Here is an 18,269-nt window from a genome sequence, read left to right as displayed (position 1 = left end):
GCCGCTAGGTTGTTTAGAAGCAAGCTTCTAAACAACCCCGCTCGACTTGCATGTATTAGGCACGCCGCCAGCGTTCGTCCTGAGCCAGGATCAAACTCTCCATTAAAGACCAACCGAAGCTGGTTTATAGAAAGAGCGATAAGCTCATTTTGAAACTGACGAGATAAAATATCTCTTTTCGCTTCCATTCTATACAACCTGACGGTATATACTAGAATTTCAGCATTGATTTTGCAAGCAAAATCATTACTCACTCGTTGTTCAGTTTTCAAAGATCAAACCTGCATAATGTCTTACTTTCTTTCACCACCGCGTCTCAGCGGCGACTTAAATAATGTAACACATAACCTCATTTTTCGTCAAGCTTTTTTTAAAAATTTTATTTTTTCGCTTGATGCAACACGTTTATCCTGCTTTAAACAGTTCTAAATTATTCATGTTGCTTAATGGGGCGAGTTATAACTTAGCACATATTTTATATACTCGTCAACCTAAAATAATAATTTATATGTTTTAACCTCCTACAAATCTAATTCACGTACAAAAAAAGGAAGAAAAGTCCGTTTAACGACCTTTCTTCCTGACAAATCAACCTTACACATCAAATAAGGGAGTAGCGCAGTTCACGATTTTGTCCACGATCCCTAAAGTCCCCGTCGGCTGTTTCTCTAATAAGTGAACGATATACCAGTTTACGGAGCACGACGGTAAGATCTAATTGAAGATTCTTTAGCTCAGGATGATTAATAAGTTCACCTATAGACCAAGGTTCCCGTCTGCTGCCTAATATACGGAATAGCGGAGATGAGCACTCTTCCATTTTTGACATGACTGAAAATTCACAAGCAAGCAGTACCAGTTCAACCCGTTGCTCCAGGGTTTCCGTACTTAATGTGAGTTCGTTATACAGCTTGTCAATCGTTCGATCCAGAGGCTGTACCTGAACCCATAAGTGAACCTTTGGATAAATCCCGTGTCCAATGAGTTCAATAGACGCCCAATGATCCAATGCCTTCAGAACACTTTGATAAGCTTCAATGATCCGCCCTTCTCGCACCGCTCTTTTACCATGAACGTAATTGACCAGAAAGCGGGAGAACTCATGAAATCGCTTCTGCTCCCGCAGTGGATCGTTGAATTCAACAATTTCCTGCCTTAAAAGACGGACCCTGTCATTCCGTTCCCAGACAATACGACCTTCTAGCAAATAATCTATAATGTTGGCTTGTTCACCAGCGATAATCCAACCCTTCAGACAGCTGAGCGTTGCGTACAACACTTGGCATCTTAATCCATTAATAAATAAGTGCTGAATGGAACGAGCTGGCTTCCGGCCTTCTCCAATTATTAGAATGAGTTCATCAAAGTCGTACAACATCGAACCGTGAAAATACTCTCCCGGCTTTCTGTACGAAATAACACCTATCGAATCTTCCTGCAACAATTCATCATACATCAGGTTTAATTTGGTTAGCTGCACTTCTCCCTCCATACCTGCAAGGCGGCTACAACCGCTAAATTGGATATTTGGATACATGTGATCATTTCTACATAAAGAAGAGACTTCCTTCTTCAATTGTAAAAATTTTTATCTTATTCACTTATTTCTTTTAGAGTATCCCAAGCGTCTTCATCCGCAAAGGTTCGATTCCACACACCAATTCCCCCAAGCTTAAGAGATTTGGCAAGTTCCACTCTTGCCTCCAGAGATACCTGATCCTCCAGCCAAATCTTTTTGACCACACCGTCTTCTGTATACTCGACATAATTCTGGCCTTCGGAAGCTCTGAATTTGGGCTTCAACTTAAATTTTGCTATGATATCTGCTGCTGACTCCATACCAAGTGATTTGGAGGTAACCTTAATCTTCCCTTCTTTAGGAGTCTCGGACCATACGCGGGTATATAACGGAATACCTAAAACTACTTTTTGAGGCGGCACTTCGTCCTCCTGAAGAATTCGCTTAATTGACGCTTCCGTCCATGGTAGCGAGGCAACAGAACCAGCCTTTGGACTAGCAGCCCAATGCTCATCATAGGCCATTACCATGAGATAATCTGTGATAGTGCCCAATGATTTTCGATCCAAAAAAGCAGACCACATCTCACTTTGAGATTTGGGCGTAACATCAATAGACAGTATCAAATCATGTTGCCGAGCCATCGGTTTAAGTTCCCGCAAAAATTGGGTGACATTGGGACCATCCTTCGTATGAACATTTTCAAAGTCAACATTAATGCCGTCCAGATCATTTTCTTGTGCAAGTGAAATCATCTGATCTATAATCGACTTTCGACGTTCGAAGGTAGACAGTGCTTCTGTCGTTAATTCGGGGTTAAAACTGTTGCTCAACAAGCCCCATACCTCCATCCCCTTGCGATGTGCCCAGCTGACATAAGCAGGATCCGCATTGCTTTCTACAGTACCCTCATGATCAACGACACTGAACCATGTAGGACTCACCACATTTACTCCAGGCATAGGATCAAATTTAGAAGGATCGGGCTTGCGATTATAGACAGCCTCCCAAGCGAGGTTTACTGGTCTACCCTCCCAATGCTTCTCCGAGATGGACAAATCGTCCTTAACCGAAGGTACAGCAAGCTCTTCTCCTTCAGAGACATTGTCCGCCTTAATGTATCCCGCATAGCCATTGTCTAACTGAACAAAATACCAATCGCCCTGTTTGGACCAAATACGTACCTTCGTCCGCTGAGATATATCTGTCAAAATAAAAGATAGGCTAGAGGCTTCTTTACGCAAAGCAATTTTAGCATCCTGTTTTCCATCCTTCTTTTCTACATTACCCAGCCTGACCTTCTCCCCGGCTTTCATCAGGATGACGGCACCTGTTACAGGGTCTTCGTGTATAGATACGCCGTATACTTCACGTACAGCCTCTATGGGGATATACACCTCTCCACTGATCACCTGAGGGGCTGCGCTTAGCGCATAAGTTTTACCATTCAGTTCCCCTTGTGCCTTCGAAACATTCATATGGAGCAGGTTTTGTCTCGTTGCCATAATGACGGTTTGGCTGTCATCCTCATAACGTACTGTAGGATCAATTTGACTTTGCACCAATTTAAGCGGCATCAGCATGTTCTTGCCGGAGTTTTGAGCTTCATACCCGGTCAACTTGCCCTGCATAAAAATAGGCCGGACACTGCCCTGCCAATCGGGTTTCTCGTGAAGAGGATTACCAAACCATACGACAGTAATTGCGCATATAATCGCTGCGAACAATAGCAGGCTTGCCGCTCCTTTGAATCGTGAACGTTTACGGCGGCGTCTGGAATGATTTCTGGCCAATATTGAACCTCCATTGTAAGAACTTTGGATTTCTGCATTTTGTAACTTCAACAGATTACTTAAAACAAAAATAAAGTGATTTAAACAAAAAAACGCGGTAAATCCCCGCTTATGGGGAATTCCTCACGTTTCCAATCCATTACAATATATACATACCGCACAAAAACTTCTATTCCTTGTTTCGTTACAATTGTTTGTTACTACAAGCTTTGCATACTCCGTATAACTCCATACGATGTCCATGCACCTCGAAGCCTGTTTCCAACGCGGCATGGCGTTCCACATCAGCCAAATACGGGTAACTGAAATCTTCAATCTTTCCGCATTTTTCGCAAATGACGTGATAGTGCTCCGAAACATTGGCATCATAACGACTGGCGTTATCTCCATAGGTCAACTCATGTACCATACCCGCTTCTATAAACATCTTTAAGTTATTATAAACCGTAGCCACACTCATACTTGGAAACTTGGATTCGAGCGCTCGATATATTTCATCTGCAGTCGGGTGCCCCATAGATTCCATCAAATAGTTTAATATGGCATGGCGCTGGGGTGTTATGCGTACACCTGTCTTCTTCAGAAGTTCCAAAGCATGCTGGACGCGTGCCGCCATATATGTCCACCGCCTTATCCCTTACTTACGATCCTACCAATTACCACGCATCTATTTACAACTTACTTCTAAACCTACTCACATTGTACGGTCTACTCAAGTTTCTTGTCAACGCGCCGTATTATCGCCGGATGTTCCTGTAGAGGTATCTGTCACAGGAGCTTCCGGTTCAACCGGAGAACTTTCAGATGTAGCAGGCGCAGTCGATCCTCCGGAATCATCCAAGTCGGGTAACGACGGCATCAGTAACTTTTTAATTGTTAAATTGCTGTTACCCTCTACGTTGATCGCATACTTGCCTGTCCCGTTTTGACCTGAAATACTTTTACTGTCTATCTTAAAAGGAAAATCGGATTGAAGATTGCCATAACTGCTTGAACCCTCTAACTGAAAATCTCCATTCGACGGCAGATCCAATACGATATCACCGACAGCACTGTATATTTTCCAATCTCCGCCTACCTGCTCGCTATGCACTTTGATAGCGCCATTAAGCGAATTTGCATTCAGCTTGGCTGTAGAATTCAGCACATTCATGTCACCATTCTGAGTATCAACCGTAATATCCCCTTCCGAGCGGGCAAGCTGAATATCACCTACCATCGTGTGTAGCGCCACGGCTCCTTCAATATCCCCTGCCTGCATGTCGCCACGATTCGTTCGCACATCCACATCTCCGGAAATCCGATGCAATTTAACCTGACCGTTCAGGGTGACTCCTTTGACATTGCCGATAGCGTCATTAACTGTGAGATTCCCATTACCGCTCTCGAGCCGGATGCTGTCGATAGCGTCAACTCCGTTCAGGGTAATATTCCCGTTGGAGGTTCTAATCTGCATATTGAACCGCCGATCTTCCGGCACGGTGATCAGCATGTTCATACGGGGCTGACGTTTGCTTGATGCTCCGTATGACTGTACCTCCGGACGAATCTGGATGGTCTTGCCGTCGGTAGAAGTCAGTGAAGAAGCTTGAGCAATCTTGTCCGCTTCGGCAGCAGGTGCTTGATCCACCCACAGAGTCCCACGTACCTCTATATTGGACACAGGCCGTCTGATCAGTGTTATATCACCATTAACCGAATCAACTACTAAATCGGACGTCTGCATGGTTACAGGCACCAGCACACCGCCCATATCATACCGATTCTCTTTAGCCTGGCTAAAATCCATGGAGGCCGACGTCAGATTGAGACTGACCCGGTTCCACAGGTACATATAATGATTTTGCTGAGTCACGATAAAAACCGAAGCAGCCACTACCAAAGCGGACATAATCCCCTTCAGGTCAGGTCTGAAACGCCGTCCGTTGTCAGACTTGCCCTCTTTGCGATAGTACACACCAAAAAAAATCAGATACTCCAGTCCCCAAAGCACAAAGATTACGGGCCACCAAACAAGGAGCTGGAGCATATATTCAGTATTTTGAAACACATCTACAATAAGCAAAATGCCTACAGCCATCAACAGAAGAGAAGAGGTGTAGCGCCCGACTCTTATTTTGCGGTGCACGCCAGCTTCACCCTCTTTCTTTCAACTTTTTACGTTTAAAGGACAGAAAGGCTTCCCTTAGAAAAAGGAATAAACCGATCATCATTAATAAAATGGCCAGTGTCAGGAATCCATAATCCTCAAAGAAAATGCTCAACCAGCGAGGTTTCATGCGGAATAGAATCATAAGCCCACCGCCTGCCACCAAAAGGACGGCAAAAGCAAAGCCTCTCTCCCATGCATAAAAAGGACTACTTTGCTGGCCTTTAGCATCCATTCGTGCATAACGATCTGGCTTACGTCGATAACGAACCATGTAATCTGCTGACTGTAAGACATCATAAACATTATAAAAATATAAAACGGGTATGAACAACCCAAGCAAAATAAGTAACGGGATGTTAATCCTCAAGCCGTCAGAGGAAACATACAGCATCGCAAAAATATCTAGCAGGAGCAATACAATAAATGTAAGCCCCCTAATAAACAGCCCTAAAAAAAGATGTCCCAGTCCGGGTAACAATGCAGCCATGATAATAGCAATCACTTTGCGAAATTTAGAGTATTTCAGACGCTTCCCCTGCCGAGGCTGTTCCGGGGCTTGTGGCTGCCGAGCCTCTTCAGACGGTAACGGTTGTTCCGAGTTCATGCCATCCTCCCCTTTGAATTCCATACGTGGCTCCGCTGAAAAATGCTTTGATGGTTACATAGTACCCCAATCGGATTTAAGAGTAACTGTAAAAAAGCGGTAGACGATCATTCTACGGAGACTGCAGCTACATCTTCCCATTGTCGTAAATCAGCTGCAATACGTACTGGATTAAAATCATGGCGGGCCAGCACCTCTAAGGAAACCTCCATACTCTGCCGATCTGGGTGTAGTTCGTGAAATGGGACATTTTCATGTTCTTTAATTATGATTTTACGTATTTCCACTTTTTCTTGCTCTAAATAAGTCGAAATTTGCTCCAGTAATCCGTGAGAGGACAATCCGTACAATGTAATAAGATGACGCTTGCGTCCACGCATATACCGAAGTTCTACTTTGTTAAACACCCATAAATTTAAAAATACGAGCACCGTCGCCGCTATAGACGGGAAATAAAAGCCTGCTCCGACCCCAAGGCCAATGGCAGCCACGACCCAAATGGAAGCCGCAGTTGTTAGTCCGGTAATCGATTTACCCGTGAACATAATCGTCCCTGCACCCAAAAAACCTACGCCAGTAATCACCGCCGTAGCCAAACGCGCGGGATCTATGCGTACATTAGCTTCTTTAATAAAATCGGCAAAGCCGTAAATGGAGAGTAGCATAATCAGCGTTGAACCAAGACTGACCATAATATGAGTTCTTAAACCAGCAGCGTGATTGGAACGTTCGCGCTCAAAGCCAATGAATCCACCGAGAAGCATGGACAGTAAAAGTCGTAAAATGATATGTGAATCGTCTATAATCCACGGATTATCCATCGAGTCTCTCCTCCCGGGTATGTTGTTGCTTCCCTCTCCGGGTGCGCGGTTTGTGAGCTTGTGTGCATTTTCAATGCCAATTTAATGATATCTCAACGCTATTCCACGTTATGCAAATGGTAGGTAGTTAATTCCACGCCTGGGGCGACCTCGGCCGTGGAAACGGGGCGAAAGCCATGTTTTCGATAGAGTGTCACCGCAGGAGTATTTAAAGTTCCTGTGGAGACGATAAACAGCGGTATATTTTGATATTCATTCAAAACATGCTTCATTAATGAGTCCGCAATCCCTTTACGAAAATGATCTGGATGAACCATCATACGTGTAAGGGTAAGCGAACCGGGCGACTCAGACTGCACAGCCAAAGCCCCTAGCAGTTCACCGTCCTCCAGCCACCCATAAAAAGACTCTCCACAGCTTCTCAGCGTCTCCAATGTATCCATCAGTGGAGGAATCTCATCAAACCCAATCAGCTCAGCTTCCAGCCTATAGGCTACGTGCTGAAGACGCCATATCTGACTGACGAAATCATCATCTTCCAATGAACATAGATTAATCATGCTGTTTTCCCTCCTAAGGAAACTCATAATATGCAAGTCATCACGCTTCTAAAGCTTGTTCGCGTCCAATCGTTCTCAGCGTTTATGCAAAAGGGGCCTGTCCCTAAAAGACAAGCCCCTGTCAAATCTATGCCATTAGCGGTTCAGTACTTCCGTCAGCAACTTATTAGCGAGGCCAGGATTTGCTTTACCCTTGCTCTCCTTCATCACTTGACCGACTAGAAAGCCGATGGCCTTTTGCTTGCCAGCTTTGTAATCCTCGACCGATTGCGGGTTAGCTGCTACAACTTGCTCGACAATTGTCAGGATTGCTCCCTCATCACTGATTTGTACAAGCCCTTTTTCTTCAACAATTTGCTGTGGCAGTTTATCACTTTGCAGCATTTCCTTGAAGACCGTTTTAGCAATTTTACTATTGATCGTTCCTTTCTCCAACAGTCCGATCATTTCACCCAAGCCCCGACCTGTCAATTTAACCTGCGACAGCTCCACACTGGCACTGTTCAAATAGCCCAGTAAATCCCCCATAATCCAGTTGGATACTGCTTTGGCATCCTTGGTGTATTGAAGACTATCCTCAAACAAATCCGCCAATGGCTTGGAGGACGTAATTACCTGTGCATCATACTCAGGTAATCCATATTCCGAAGTGTAGCGTGCTTTACGCTGGTCAGGCAATTCAGGAATCGAAGCACGGATGCGCTCTTTCCATTCCTCATCTATATGCAGTGTAACAAGATCCGGGTCTGGGAAATAACGATAGTCATGGGCCTGTTCCTTACCACGCATGGATAAAGTTTTACCCTGTGCCTCATCCCAACGACGAGTCTCCTGTACAATCGTGCCGCCTTCGTCCAGTGTCTGCTCCTGCCGGAACTGCTCATATTCCAATCCGCGCTGTACGCCACGGAAGGAGTTCATGTTTTTCAGTTCAGCTTTGGTTCCCAGCTCTTTCTGTCCACGCGGACGAAGACTGATATTCGCGTCGCAACGAAGTGATCCTTCCTCCATCTTCACATCGGATACGTCACAATACTGCATAATCGCACGTATTTTTTCCAGATAAGCCTTGGCTTCTTCCGGCGAAGATATTTCCGGCTCCGAAACGATCTCGACCAATGGTGTGCCGACCCGGTTAAAATCGACCAAAGACGCGTAGCCCCCATCAACATGGGTTAATTTCCCTGCGTCCTCTTCCAGATGCAGCCGGGTAATACCGATACGCTTTGTCTCACCGTTCACCTCAATATCAATCCAGCCATTTTCGCCGATGGGTTGATCGTATTGTGAGATTTGGTAAGCCTTGGGTGAATCGGGGTAAAAATAGTTTTTGCGGTCAAACTTGCTCACATCAGCAATGGTGCAATTAAGCGCCATTGCTGCTTTCATCGCATAATCAACGGCCTGACGGTTCAATACCGGCAATACCCCTGGATGTCCGAGACAGACCGGACATGTATGAGAGTTTGGTGGTGCACCGAAGGATGTCGAGCATCCACAAAAGATTTTAGACTTCGTATGCAATTCCACGTGCACTTCAAGTCCGATGACCGTCTCATATTTGGATGTAGTTGTAGACATGAATAGGTTCCCTCCTTTTTGGCAAATTACAGCTGCGGACGCTGCTTGTGAAATTCAGTATTTTGTTCAAAAGCATGGGCTACGCGCAGCACGGAAGACTCGTCAAAGGCTTTTCCGATAATTTGTAGTCCGACTGGCATTCCATCTGCAAGACCACAAGGAATGCTGATGGCTGGCACGCCAGCTAAACTCACCGGAATCGTCAAAATATCGTTCAAATACATCGTCAATGGATCATCCACTTGCGAGCCGATTTTGAAGGCTGTTGTCGGCGCAGTAGGTCCGATAATCACATCATATTGTTCAAATACACGATCAAAATCCTGTTTGATCAGTGTACGCACTTTTTGAGCTTTCAAATAATAGGCATCGTAGTACCCAGAGCTGAGTGCATAGGTACCCAGCATAATCCGGCGCTTCACCTCGGGACCAAACCCCTGCGTGCGGGACTGATGGTACAGATCGAGCAGGTTATCCGGATTGTCAGAGCGTACACCATAACGCACGCCGTCAAAGCGGGCCAGATTGGACGACGCTTCGGATGAAGCCAACAGGTAGTATGTCGCTACCGCATATTCCGTGTGCGGAAGAGATACCTCTTCCCATACCGCGCCCAATCCTTCCAGCGTTTTCAGTGCGTCGAGCACCTTTTCCTTGACCTGTGGATCTACGCCCTCACCAAGATACTCTTTAGGCACAGCGATACGAAGTCCTTTTACATCTCCGGTTAAAGCGTTCAAATAATCAGGAATGTCTACCTTCGCAGAAGTGGAGTCCTTCTCGTCATAGCCTGCAATGGCTTGCAGGACATAGGCCGAATCCTGAACATTTTTTGTAATGGGTCCAATTTGGTCTAAAGAGGAGGCAAAGGCCACCAGTCCAAAACGGGATACCAGACCATAGGTTGGTTTCAGGCCAACTACGCCGCAATAAGAAGCGGGCTGGCGAATGGAACCACCTGTATCGGAACCGAGTGTGAAATAAGCCTCACCCGCTGCAACAGCCGCAGCCGAGCCGCCACTGGAACCGCCGGGAACACGTTCCAAATCCCAAGGGTTACGTGCTGGGAAAAAGCTGGAGTTCTCGTTAGAGCCGCCCATGGCGAATTCATCCATATTCATTTTACCGAGTGTCACGGTTTGTGCTGCGCGTAATTTGCCAACAACTGTGGCATCGTAAACGGGATCAAAATTTTTCAAAAACTGACTGCCACATGTTGTACGCAGCCCTTCCGTCACGATATTATCCTTAATACCAACCGGCAGACCAAACAACAATCCGCGTTCCTCTCCGGAAATCAGCTGATCATCCAGCTGACGTGCGGATGCACGGGCCTGTTCCTCGTCAACGGTAATATAGGCTCTGATCTTGTCTTCCCGCGCACCAATCGTCTCCAGAGCGTGTCCCACCAGATCACTCACGGAAATTTCCTTTTGATGCAGCTTGTTATGTATTTCCGGCAATGTGTTATTGAACAAGCTCAATTTGCATCCTCCTTTCAAATGTGAAATCTATTCCAGAACAGCAGGAACCTTAAACTGTCCGTCTTCTTCTTCAGGTGCATTGCGCATCACTTGCTCGTGTGTCAAACTTTCGCGAACTTCGTCGTCCCGCATGACATTGCTGACGTGCAGCACATGAGTGGTCGGTTTTACCTGCTCCGTATCCAGCTCATTCAGCTTCTCCGCGTAATGGAGAATGGCGTTTAATTGTCCTGTCATCGTTTCTTCCTCAGCCGCGGTCAGATTCAACCGGGACAGCTTGGCTACGTGACGGACATCTTCCGTGGAAATGTTCATATAAAACCCTCCTCATGTATATGAGGATTTTGCAAAAATCCAATAAGCGACTTCCAATGAACAAGATATAGATCGAAATGGTTTAGTTCGGTTATATCTTGCACTTCGGAGCGACTGGAATCGAATTTTGCAAAATCCTGATATTAAAAAATGCTGCACCGAACTTCGAAATAACGTTTTTAATTATAGGATAGAACCCTTTACAATTCAATCTTTGACGCGGTACAGAAGCAAACTGTACATTAATGAGGTAAATGTAGCTAAAAGAATATAAAAAAAGCACCTCTCGGTGCTCTTTCGAGAAAGCTATAGGAGCTGAGATCGTGCCCATTATATATTCTTAAAAAGAGTCGGCAGTAGCCGACTCCTATATCCAAGCACGCAAATTGACTTGTCTGATAAAATCAGCCTGTGACAGCAACTCTGCCGCGGTTTCTTCTTCCTCAGTCTCTACCGAATCAAGACCACCGTTCATCACATGCATGAACAGTTTCTCATTATGAGTAGCAAGGGCGTAATCTATCAGCGCTTCACGCTCAATCCGCTCGGCTTCCAGCTTGAGAATACTCTCTTCCAGCTCGATGTCCCCGGATGGTACAAAAAAATTGCGATTCACCTTCGGTACGCGAATGACATAGTCAAAAGCATTGTCCGCATTACGGTCGTAAGCAATGATATAACCATGTTCGCCCACAGGAAGATTCTGCTCAAAAGCATCCGCGACGATCATAATTCTAGCTCCTAAATGATGCATCGTTAGCCCCCCCGTTTGTCTGAACTTATCTGCTAAGTCTACTAAAAAAAAAGTAGCTTGTCTATATCATCTATGTATCTTCATAATCGACCGTCTCCACGTCCCAGCCTGTGTTCATTCAGCCTTACATGCCAGTTTTGTGTAAGGATTCCGCCCCGTCGTTTCACCTTTTTCCAAGTTATGATCTTCGGCTCGGAACCTGTCACAGAATCTTCAATATCTATTATATTGGGAACACGGAGACTACCTCCATTCTCACGTTGAACCCCATATATATGTTTTCTTTTCATTCTTGCTCCCCCTTGTGATCTGACGGCACCATGCCTCTTTATCCTCTTAATGGGCAAAAAAAAGAACGCAAACCGGGATTCATCCACAGCTTGCGTGCTTCGCGAGTTTAGTATGTAACTTTAATAAATTTATGTTAACAAAAATAAAAACCTTTGTCTATACATAATTTATATTTTGTTGTCGAATTGGGGCAAAACCTGTCACACCTTTGATTTTGCCCCCTGACAACGTTCATCACATTTACCGGATATACGGATTATTGGCTTTCTCATAACCGATGGATGTTTTGGGCCCGTGACCGCAATAGACTATAACGTCATCTCCGAGCGGAAACAATTTGTTCTGAATGGAATCGTACAGGTCTCGTTCCCGACCCCCAGTCAGATCCGTGCGTCCGACGCCCTGACGAAATAGCACATCCCCGGAGAAAAGATCCTTGCCGCACAAAAAGCTAACACTTCCAGGTGAATGGCCCGGTGTATGGAAAACTTTGAACGTGTGCCCGATTAGATTCAATTGCTGACCTTCCGCCAAATCATATTCGGCAGGTTCCGTCGAGATCGGTGGGCCTGCCTCTGGCCACATCAAAGAGCCATTCAGCTTAGGAGATGTGAGCCAGTCCTGCTCCAAGGCGTGCAGATAAACTGGACATCCTTTGGCATTGCGAATCTCCTCCACCCCTCCGATATGGTCAAAATGGGCATGAGTCAGCAGGATAGCTTCAATGGTCAGCGGCTCAATAGCTCTCAATAAAGGACCCGGATTCATCCCCGGATCAATAATAACAGCGCGCTGCGGATCATCCCCTTGAAGCAAATAAGCATTCGTTTGGAGTGGGCCGAGATTAAAGCTGCGAATAGATAACGTCATAAATTAAAATCCCGAGATCAGCTCGCGTAATTCCTGAACAATCACAGGATGGACCTCGGTTCCCTCCCCATATTTTTCAGCCATTTCTTTGCGAGCAACTGCGATTTTTTCTTGATAATCTTCGGCTTCCCGATCCGGATTTTCACGTTTGAACCCGATCATTATTTGTTGGACATGTGCAGGGCGTGGTCCCCAGTGGCCGAGTACGTGACCTCCTGTATCCGCAAAAATCACGATCGGCACAGCACGTCCGCCCATTGTCAGGAAGTCGTCCATCAGTGCCTGATGGTTTTCCAAGATTAATACTTCGGTCGGAATCCCGCTATTCTCTAGCGCACGGAACACAACTGGCACATTGCGTACCACGTCCCCACACCAGTCGGCGGCCAAAATAAGCACACGCAAATCATCCCGATGGTTCAGGCTCTCAAAATATTCTCGATCCTCTTCGCTATTCCACACAAACTGATCGTACCCGGAGCGGAAAGCTTCTTTGTTCTTTTCCATACCTTCCATAAACTGTTCAGGGCTTAAGCCCTTTCCGAAGTATTGCGATACATTAGTACGGCTCATGTTATACACTTCCTTTTTTGTTTTTGGACATAATCCATTTGATAACAAAATAAATGATCAAGAGCGCAAGGGCAACCAGCAAAATCGGTTTGATGTAAGGTGCTGCCACTTCGTCAATTTGCTCCCACTTGTCTCCCAGCAGCATACCTAAATATATAAACAAAACAGACCAAGGTATAATCGCTAGCGTCGTCAAAATAATAAAGCGCCATACGTTCATTCGAGCCAACCCGGCAGGGATTGAGATCGCGTGACGCACAACAGGGATAAAGCGAGCTGTGAAAATGACCCCTGTGCCGTATTTGTTAAACCAGGCTTCAGCATGGTCGACATGACTTTTTTTGATGAGTATGTATTTCCCATACTTATCTAATACCGGTCTGCCGCCATAGCGCCCAATCCAGTAAATAAACAGCTGGGCCAGCACCCCGCCAATCGTTCCAAAAACGACCGCGCCAAAAAAATTAATATGACCCGAGGACACTAAAAAGCCACCATAAGCAAGGACAATTTCACTTGGAATGACCTCAACCATCAAGCCTAGCATAATACCAAAATACCCAAGACTACGAATGATCTCAAACAAATAATTAATGATACTAGATATATAGTCCATTTTTATTCCCACTCCCTGCCTGTTTCTCTATTTTCATTAGTGTATCACAGCGGCAGAACAAGTCGCCACTTCGCTCAAATAGGGAGGTCAGTGACCCCAGCTCCTCTATCCGCATAAGTTGTGAGAGAGAGGAGGGGGTACAATATGCCTCCCGGCAAATTCCCCAAACATGACAATTCACAATCCCGTTTACCCACGGCTCGTGGTATCCGCCGCGCGTGCAGCAAAGAGCTGTACCGAACCTGCAAGCGTCTGCCTGTTCACATTGCTCCTGATCTGGTCAAGCAGGGTGAGGAGCTATACTGCCGCAAGGTCGTCGGACACCTCATCTGGATTGCGGAAAACCATAGCAATCGCAAACTACTGTGCGACTGGTGGGACGAAGATGTCAGCGAGGAACTCGCGGCATTGTGGAAGGTGGATCGCGATGTCTTGTGCACCGCTTTTAGAAGTGCCTATGGCGGGTAGATGTTTGCGTACTGCAACCATGAAATGTGAACTACAAAAAAGTGGAGCCACCCCGCAGTGGCTCCACTTTTACTATATTCCTAGCTGTGTGTCTGCTTCTTCCCCGCTCCTTCGGGAAGCAAATCCGCACAAGCGCGTTCCAAATAAGGATCAGCATGAATAAAATCTCGAAATGCTGTGTACTCACGCCACAGAACGGACTGCTCTCCCGCTTGGCCTTTGACGGCACGAATCAGAATATTTTTAGGTGTATGCTCCATGTCGATAAATTCCAACAGCTGTGTCCGATATCCCATCATATCCAGCAGTTTGGCCCGGATTCCATCCGTTGCCAGTGCAGAAAAGCGCTCCTTCAAAATACCATGAGAGAGCAACGGCTCCAGTATCGGATTTTCCAGTTGGCTAAACAGCTCATGCTGGCAACACGGAACCGACAAAATGACGGATGCTCCCCAGCGGACGGCCTTTTCCAGCGCAGCATCCGTTGCTGTATCGCAGGCATGCAAGGTAACGACCATATCCACCTTCTCCAGTTCGTTGTAGTCTGCGATATCACCGACCAGAAACTCCAACTGTCGATATTGCAGCTTTTGAGCCAGAAGATTACAGGTTTCAATAACATCTGCCTTCAAATCCAAACCAACGATCTGCAATGGTCGTTTTTGCTGTACAGCCAAATAGTGATACAGAGCAAAGGTCAAATACGATTTGCCACAACCAAAATCCACAATCGTCAATGGGCGGCCTACCGGAAGGCTAGGCAATACATCCTGCACCATTTCGAGAAACCGGTTAATCTGACGAAACTTATCGTACTTGCGGGCCAGTACCTTACCGTCCTCATTCATAATCCCTAGCTCAATCAGGAAAGGAATTCGCTCTCCTTCCTCAAGCACATATTGCTTTTTGCGATTATGTGACAGGTCGGCTTTACTTTTGCTCGGTGACTTTGTCAGAATGGATACTTTATATTTTTTACTGATTAGCACCTGGTAGTCTGCATCCTTGGCACATAGAAGTCCTTGGCGGAACGTGTCCTCAAACAAGGCAGTCATGCGCTCATTAGCTTCGTCAGGGGTCAGATTTTCATGAATGACTTTGTTGCTGTAATGAAAAGCAAACTGGTAATGCAGCTTGTTTCTCAATTCCACTGGTTTGATTTGTACTTTAGTAAAAGAAGCATCCTCCCGTTTGCGAAGCTGACTCAGCGTCGCTGTTATGAGGGATCCTCCCGTAGTCAATTGGTATATAAGTTCGCGCAGTGAATCCAAAAGGTACATCTCACTTTCTTTCATGTAATTGGGTGATCTCGGTCAAACCCTCGGTGACTTCCTGGCGTGAAATTCCACCCAGCTCCAGCTCTGCATTGGTCTTATCCAGTAAGTGACTGTAAAACGCCTCCGCTTCGGATAGAAGCTCTGGCTGCTCCCATGCCAATCCAAACCAGACATCGGCGGCTTCGTCCAGCCTGTTTTCTCGCTCGTAATGAACAGCTAACAGTTTGCTGGTTTCAGGGGGAAGCTCATATTCACGCACCAGTTTTACGATACACGCTATTCGTTCAGGCAGGACCTGCAGATCACGAGTCGCGCCATTCGTATCGCTGTACAAATATAAATGAAGAGATTTCATCAAGATTCGTATGCCCTCGTCTGTTCTGCTGGTTTCCAGGTAAATCACGGCTTCTTCTTCCAAAATGCGAGCCACCTGCTGAAGCTTATCCGCTTCAATTCCAGGGCCCAATCGGAAAAGCTCAATAATTTGTTCCGGCGGCAATCGTCTAAGCAAATCTGAACGAAGACGAAACTGCTTGTTGAGCAGGTCATCTAGTTGTTTCAGCGCTTCGACGTGTTTATTTTCACGCCTTAGACCGAGCACCGATGCTACTGCGGATGTCAATTCTTCCATCATACTGAGCAAATAATCTTTTCTAAGCAAGCCGTTCCCTTCCTTTCATCCCGATGCCTAGACAACCAGGAACCCTGTCCCTTCTGATTGTAAGACATCCTTGTCTAAAAGCCAAATGCCCCACATGCAGAAATACCACTTAACACAATTACAAATAATTTATAACATCAATGATCCGACACTCAGAAAATCACGTATGGTATATAACATTCCGATAGTACAGTGTTTTGTAGCCGATCATGCGAATAACGAATTACAAGTATTTCAAAAATTTAATATTGATTATGCGTTAGTCTCATGTTATTTTTGTTTCATACGAAACAAAAATACAATCAGTATATTTAAACATTCCATAAAATAATTCTTAGTAATTATTTTCTTAAGAAACAAAAAATTTATATGAATGTTTTTGTGAGAAAGGATGATGGAGTTTGGGTAAGCAATTTAGCTCGATATTACCGGAACATCAAGAGTTTATACAGCGGCAGCACATTTTCTTTGTAGGATCAGCACCGCTATCCAAGACAGGGCACGTTAACCTTTCCCCCAAGGGATATGATTCCTTCCGTATTCTATCAGGCCAGAGGGTAGCTTATCTCGACTTGGCGGGAAGCGGCAACGAGACAAGCGCCCACATTATCGAGAACGGACGGGTAACCATCATGTTTTGTGCATTTGAGGGCGCTCCCAGTGTACTAAAGCTCTATGGTACTGGTACCGTCGCGCTGCCCGATACTAAGCAATGGAATGAACTGTACCCTCTCTTCAACCCGCTTCCCGGTGCAAGACAAATCATTGTTGTGGACGTTCACATGGTGCAGAATTCATGTGGTTTTGCGGTTCCCTTTATGACATACACGAGCGAACGGGAAAAGCTGAAGGAAGTCTCGATTCAGATGGGAGAAGAAGCACTTAAAAAATATGCCTATGAGAAAAATCTGGAGAGTATTGACGGTTTGCCGACAGCGTTTGCCTTTAACAAAAGCAATATAAATTAGACACCTTACACACCTAAAAATAATTGACTACACAAAAAACCAGAACCTTCTGTTTATCACATCAGAAGGTTCCGGTTTTTGGGCTTACCTTAGTCTACCTTTTCAAGTTTTGATCCAAAAATGTCAAGATGGCATTAGCTAATAATTCCGGTGCCTCGAACAGACTCATGTGACCGGCTTTCGGTATAGTAACCTGAGTTACTCCGGCCCGATCTGTTGTAAACGTCCGCGCTGGAGGAACCGCCTGATCCTGCTCACCTGCCACTAAAAGGGCTGGCAAGGCAGAAGCCGACAACACATCCCGACGGTCAGAACGCTCGCGCATAGCCAGTGATGTTCCTACGGCTCCTTGTGGTGGCGTTTTGTAGCCAATTTCTTTGACTTTGAGTAGTTGGCTGGGCATGGACTCCACATGTTCAGGAGCAAACAGCCCTGGTACGAGTCCATCTACAAAGGTCGTAATCCCCTCTGTTTGAATGGTGGATACGGCTTTGTTCCGCTTTTCTTTACCTTCCTCCGTATCTGCATAAGCCGTGGAGTGAATCAGCCCAAAGGCTGTAAGACGCTCTGCATATCTCTGTACTGCAGAAAGGGTTAAATAGCCTCCTAGGGAGTGACCAAACCACGCAGCCTGAGGGATGTCCAACTGTTCTTGAAGTTTAAGCACATCATCTGCCATTTGATCAATAGTATAGGCTCCGAGTAGAGCATCGCTGCGTCCGTGTCCACGCAAGTCTGGAACAATACAACGATAGCTTTGGGACAGCAAGGGAACAACCTCATCCCAATAGGAGGAGCTCCCGCAAAACCCGTGCAACAGAATGATCGGATCTCCTTTGCCCTGTTCGGCATAGCAGATCGTCGTTCCTTCGCATAATACCTTTTCCATATGGAACCCTTCCTTCTCTGTATATAATCTATTGGAGCTGAATATATTAGTAAGTAGAACATGCTGATGTATA

Annotated in this window: 20 protein-coding genes and 1 rRNA gene; 2 read left to right on the top strand and 19 right to left on the bottom strand. The window is 45.7% G+C overall.

Going from position 1 to position 18,269, the window contains the following annotated elements; all coding sequences use genetic code 11:
* The 16 genes from AC6EJC_RS15885 to uptA form a co-directional block, all read right to left on the bottom strand.
* Positions 1-106, bottom strand: a 16S ribosomal RNA gene (locus AC6EJC_RS15885); the annotation flags it as partial.
* A 495-nt stretch (positions 107-601) separates the two neighbouring features.
* Complete coding sequence (locus tag AC6EJC_RS15880) at positions 602-1,480, bottom strand: nucleotidyltransferase-like protein (protein ID WP_444954809.1); 879 nt, start codon at positions 1,478-1,480, stop codon at positions 602-604.
* A 113-nt stretch (positions 1,481-1,593) separates the two neighbouring features.
* Positions 1,594-3,312 carry a glycosyl hydrolase family 18 protein gene (locus AC6EJC_RS15875; RefSeq protein ID WP_444954808.1) on the bottom strand — a complete coding sequence of 573 codons (1,719 nt, stop codon included), beginning with the start codon at positions 3,310-3,312 and terminating at the stop codon, positions 1,594-1,596.
* Positions 3,313-3,496: 184 nt separating this feature from the next.
* Positions 3,497-3,928, bottom strand: coding sequence for a peroxide-responsive transcriptional repressor PerR (perR, locus tag AC6EJC_RS15870; protein WP_444954807.1), 432 nt, complete (start codon positions 3,926-3,928; stop codon positions 3,497-3,499).
* 108 nt (positions 3,929-4,036) lie between these two features.
* Positions 4,037-5,440 carry a DUF4097 family beta strand repeat-containing protein gene (locus AC6EJC_RS15865; RefSeq protein WP_444954806.1) on the bottom strand — a complete coding sequence of 468 codons (1,404 nt, stop codon included), beginning with the start codon at positions 5,438-5,440 and terminating at the stop codon, positions 4,037-4,039.
* A 7-nt stretch (positions 5,441-5,447) separates the two neighbouring features.
* Positions 5,448-6,092 (bottom strand): hypothetical protein, encoded by a 645-nt coding sequence (locus tag AC6EJC_RS15860; RefSeq protein ID WP_444954805.1) that lies wholly within the window; start codon positions 6,090-6,092, stop codon positions 5,448-5,450.
* Positions 6,093-6,175: 83 nt separating this feature from the next.
* Positions 6,176-6,889, bottom strand: coding sequence for an MgtC/SapB family protein (locus tag AC6EJC_RS15855; protein ID WP_444954804.1), 714 nt, complete (start codon positions 6,887-6,889; stop codon positions 6,176-6,178).
* A 98-nt stretch (positions 6,890-6,987) separates the two neighbouring features.
* Positions 6,988-7,449: a GNAT family N-acetyltransferase gene (locus AC6EJC_RS15850; protein ID WP_444954803.1), complete on the bottom strand. Its 462-nt coding sequence runs from the start codon at positions 7,447-7,449 to the stop codon at positions 6,988-6,990.
* 135 nt (positions 7,450-7,584) lie between these two features.
* On the bottom strand, positions 7,585-9,030 hold the full coding sequence (gene gatB / locus AC6EJC_RS15845) for an Asp-tRNA(Asn)/Glu-tRNA(Gln) amidotransferase subunit GatB (RefSeq protein ID WP_444954802.1): 1,446 nt from the start codon (positions 9,028-9,030) through the stop codon (positions 7,585-7,587).
* A 26-nt stretch (positions 9,031-9,056) separates the two neighbouring features.
* Complete coding sequence (gatA, locus tag AC6EJC_RS15840; protein WP_444954801.1) at positions 9,057-10,514, bottom strand: Asp-tRNA(Asn)/Glu-tRNA(Gln) amidotransferase subunit GatA; 1,458 nt, start codon at positions 10,512-10,514, stop codon at positions 9,057-9,059.
* A 27-nt stretch (positions 10,515-10,541) separates the two neighbouring features.
* Positions 10,542-10,829: an Asp-tRNA(Asn)/Glu-tRNA(Gln) amidotransferase subunit GatC gene (gene gatC, locus AC6EJC_RS15835; protein ID WP_013311910.1), complete on the bottom strand. Its 288-nt coding sequence runs from the start codon at positions 10,827-10,829 to the stop codon at positions 10,542-10,544.
* 367 nt (positions 10,830-11,196) lie between these two features.
* On the bottom strand, positions 11,197-11,583 hold the full coding sequence (locus AC6EJC_RS15830) for an ATPase (RefSeq protein WP_444954800.1): 387 nt from the start codon (positions 11,581-11,583) through the stop codon (positions 11,197-11,199).
* An 80-nt stretch (positions 11,584-11,663) separates the two neighbouring features.
* Positions 11,664-11,873, bottom strand: coding sequence for a hypothetical protein (locus AC6EJC_RS15825; protein ID WP_444954799.1), 210 nt, complete (start codon positions 11,871-11,873; stop codon positions 11,664-11,666).
* Positions 11,874-12,114: 241 nt separating this feature from the next.
* Positions 12,115-12,744, bottom strand: a complete 630-nt coding sequence (locus AC6EJC_RS15820; protein WP_444954798.1) for an MBL fold metallo-hydrolase — start codon at positions 12,742-12,744, stop codon at positions 12,115-12,117.
* A gap of 3 nt (positions 12,745-12,747) precedes the next feature.
* Positions 12,748-13,317: a thioredoxin family protein gene (locus tag AC6EJC_RS15815; protein ID WP_444954797.1), complete on the bottom strand. Its 570-nt coding sequence runs from the start codon at positions 13,315-13,317 to the stop codon at positions 12,748-12,750.
* Position 13,318: 1 nt separating this feature from the next.
* A complete protein-coding gene (gene uptA, locus AC6EJC_RS15810; RefSeq protein WP_444954796.1) occupies positions 13,319-13,933 on the bottom strand; it encodes an undecaprenyl phosphate transporter UptA in 615 nt (204 codons plus the stop codon).
* A 144-nt stretch (positions 13,934-14,077) separates the two neighbouring features.
* Here uptA and AC6EJC_RS15805 point away from each other — a divergent pair, with 144 nt between their 5' ends.
* Positions 14,078-14,401, top strand: coding sequence for a dehydrogenase (locus tag AC6EJC_RS15805; RefSeq protein ID WP_103050295.1), 324 nt, complete (start codon positions 14,078-14,080; stop codon positions 14,399-14,401).
* 80 nt (positions 14,402-14,481) lie between these two features.
* Here AC6EJC_RS15805 and AC6EJC_RS15800 read toward each other — a convergent pair whose 3' ends face one another.
* Together AC6EJC_RS15800 and AC6EJC_RS15795 are read right to left on the bottom strand one after the other, a co-directional pair.
* Positions 14,482-15,696 carry a class I SAM-dependent methyltransferase gene (locus tag AC6EJC_RS15800; RefSeq protein ID WP_444954795.1) on the bottom strand — a complete coding sequence of 405 codons (1,215 nt, stop codon included), beginning with the start codon at positions 15,694-15,696 and terminating at the stop codon, positions 14,482-14,484.
* On the bottom strand, positions 15,683-16,339 hold the full coding sequence (locus tag AC6EJC_RS15795) for a DUF6483 family protein (RefSeq protein ID WP_061831456.1): 657 nt from the start codon (positions 16,337-16,339) through the stop codon (positions 15,683-15,685). Before AC6EJC_RS15795 ends, AC6EJC_RS15800 begins: the two co-directional genes overlap by 14 nt.
* A gap of 401 nt (positions 16,340-16,740) precedes the next feature.
* Here AC6EJC_RS15795 and AC6EJC_RS15790 point away from each other — a divergent pair, with 401 nt between their 5' ends.
* Complete coding sequence (locus tag AC6EJC_RS15790; RefSeq protein WP_444954794.1) at positions 16,741-17,307, top strand: pyridoxamine 5'-phosphate oxidase family protein; 567 nt, start codon at positions 16,741-16,743, stop codon at positions 17,305-17,307.
* Between the two features lie 94 nt (positions 17,308-17,401).
* On the opposite strand, the gene AC6EJC_RS15785 is transcribed toward AC6EJC_RS15790, so the two are convergent.
* Complete coding sequence (locus tag AC6EJC_RS15785; protein WP_444954793.1) at positions 17,402-18,196, bottom strand: alpha/beta fold hydrolase; 795 nt, start codon at positions 18,194-18,196, stop codon at positions 17,402-17,404.
* Positions 18,197-18,269 lie beyond the last annotated feature (73 nt).

This window comes from Paenibacillus sp. TY11, from assembly GCF_059772165.1.
This window is presented reverse-complemented; position numbering and strand designations above follow the sequence as displayed.

Bases quoted from the DNA above. Each gene is read 5' to 3' on its own strand.
- perR (WP_444954807.1), bottom strand. From the start codon at position 3,928: ATGGCGGCACGCGTCCAGCATGCTTTGGAACTTCTGAAGAAGACAGGT.
- AC6EJC_RS15860 (WP_444954805.1), bottom strand. From the start codon at position 6,092: ATGGAATTCAAAGGGGAGGATGGCATGAACTCGGAACAACCGTTACCG.
- AC6EJC_RS15855 (WP_444954804.1), bottom strand. From the start codon at position 6,889: ATGGATAATCCGTGGATTATAGACGATTCACATATCATTTTACGACTT.
- AC6EJC_RS15850 (WP_444954803.1), bottom strand. From the start codon at position 7,449: ATGATTAATCTATGTTCATTGGAAGATGATGATTTCGTCAGTCAGATA.
- gatB (WP_444954802.1), bottom strand. From the start codon at position 9,030: ATGTCTACAACTACATCCAAATATGAGACGGTCATCGGACTTGAAGTG.
- gatC (WP_013311910.1), bottom strand. From the start codon at position 10,829: ATGAACATTTCCACGGAAGATGTCCGTCACGTAGCCAAGCTGTCCCGG.
- AC6EJC_RS15830 (WP_444954800.1), bottom strand. From the start codon at position 11,583: ATGCATCATTTAGGAGCTAGAATTATGATCGTCGCGGATGCTTTTGAG.
- AC6EJC_RS15825 (WP_444954799.1), bottom strand. From the start codon at position 11,873: ATGAAAAGAAAACATATATATGGGGTTCAACGTGAGAATGGAGGTAGT.
- AC6EJC_RS15820 (WP_444954798.1), bottom strand. From the start codon at position 12,744: ATGACGTTATCTATTCGCAGCTTTAATCTCGGCCCACTCCAAACGAAT.
- AC6EJC_RS15815 (WP_444954797.1), bottom strand. From the start codon at position 13,317: ATGAGCCGTACTAATGTATCGCAATACTTCGGAAAGGGCTTAAGCCCT.
- uptA (WP_444954796.1), bottom strand. From the start codon at position 13,933: ATGGACTATATATCTAGTATCATTAATTATTTGTTTGAGATCATTCGT.
- AC6EJC_RS15805 (WP_103050295.1), top strand. From the start codon at position 14,078: ATGCCTCCCGGCAAATTCCCCAAACATGACAATTCACAATCCCGTTTA.
- AC6EJC_RS15800 (WP_444954795.1), bottom strand. From the start codon at position 15,696: ATGAAAGAAAGTGAGATGTACCTTTTGGATTCACTGCGCGAACTTATA.
- AC6EJC_RS15785 (WP_444954793.1), bottom strand. From the start codon at position 18,196: ATGGAAAAGGTATTATGCGAAGGAACGACGATCTGCTATGCCGAACAG.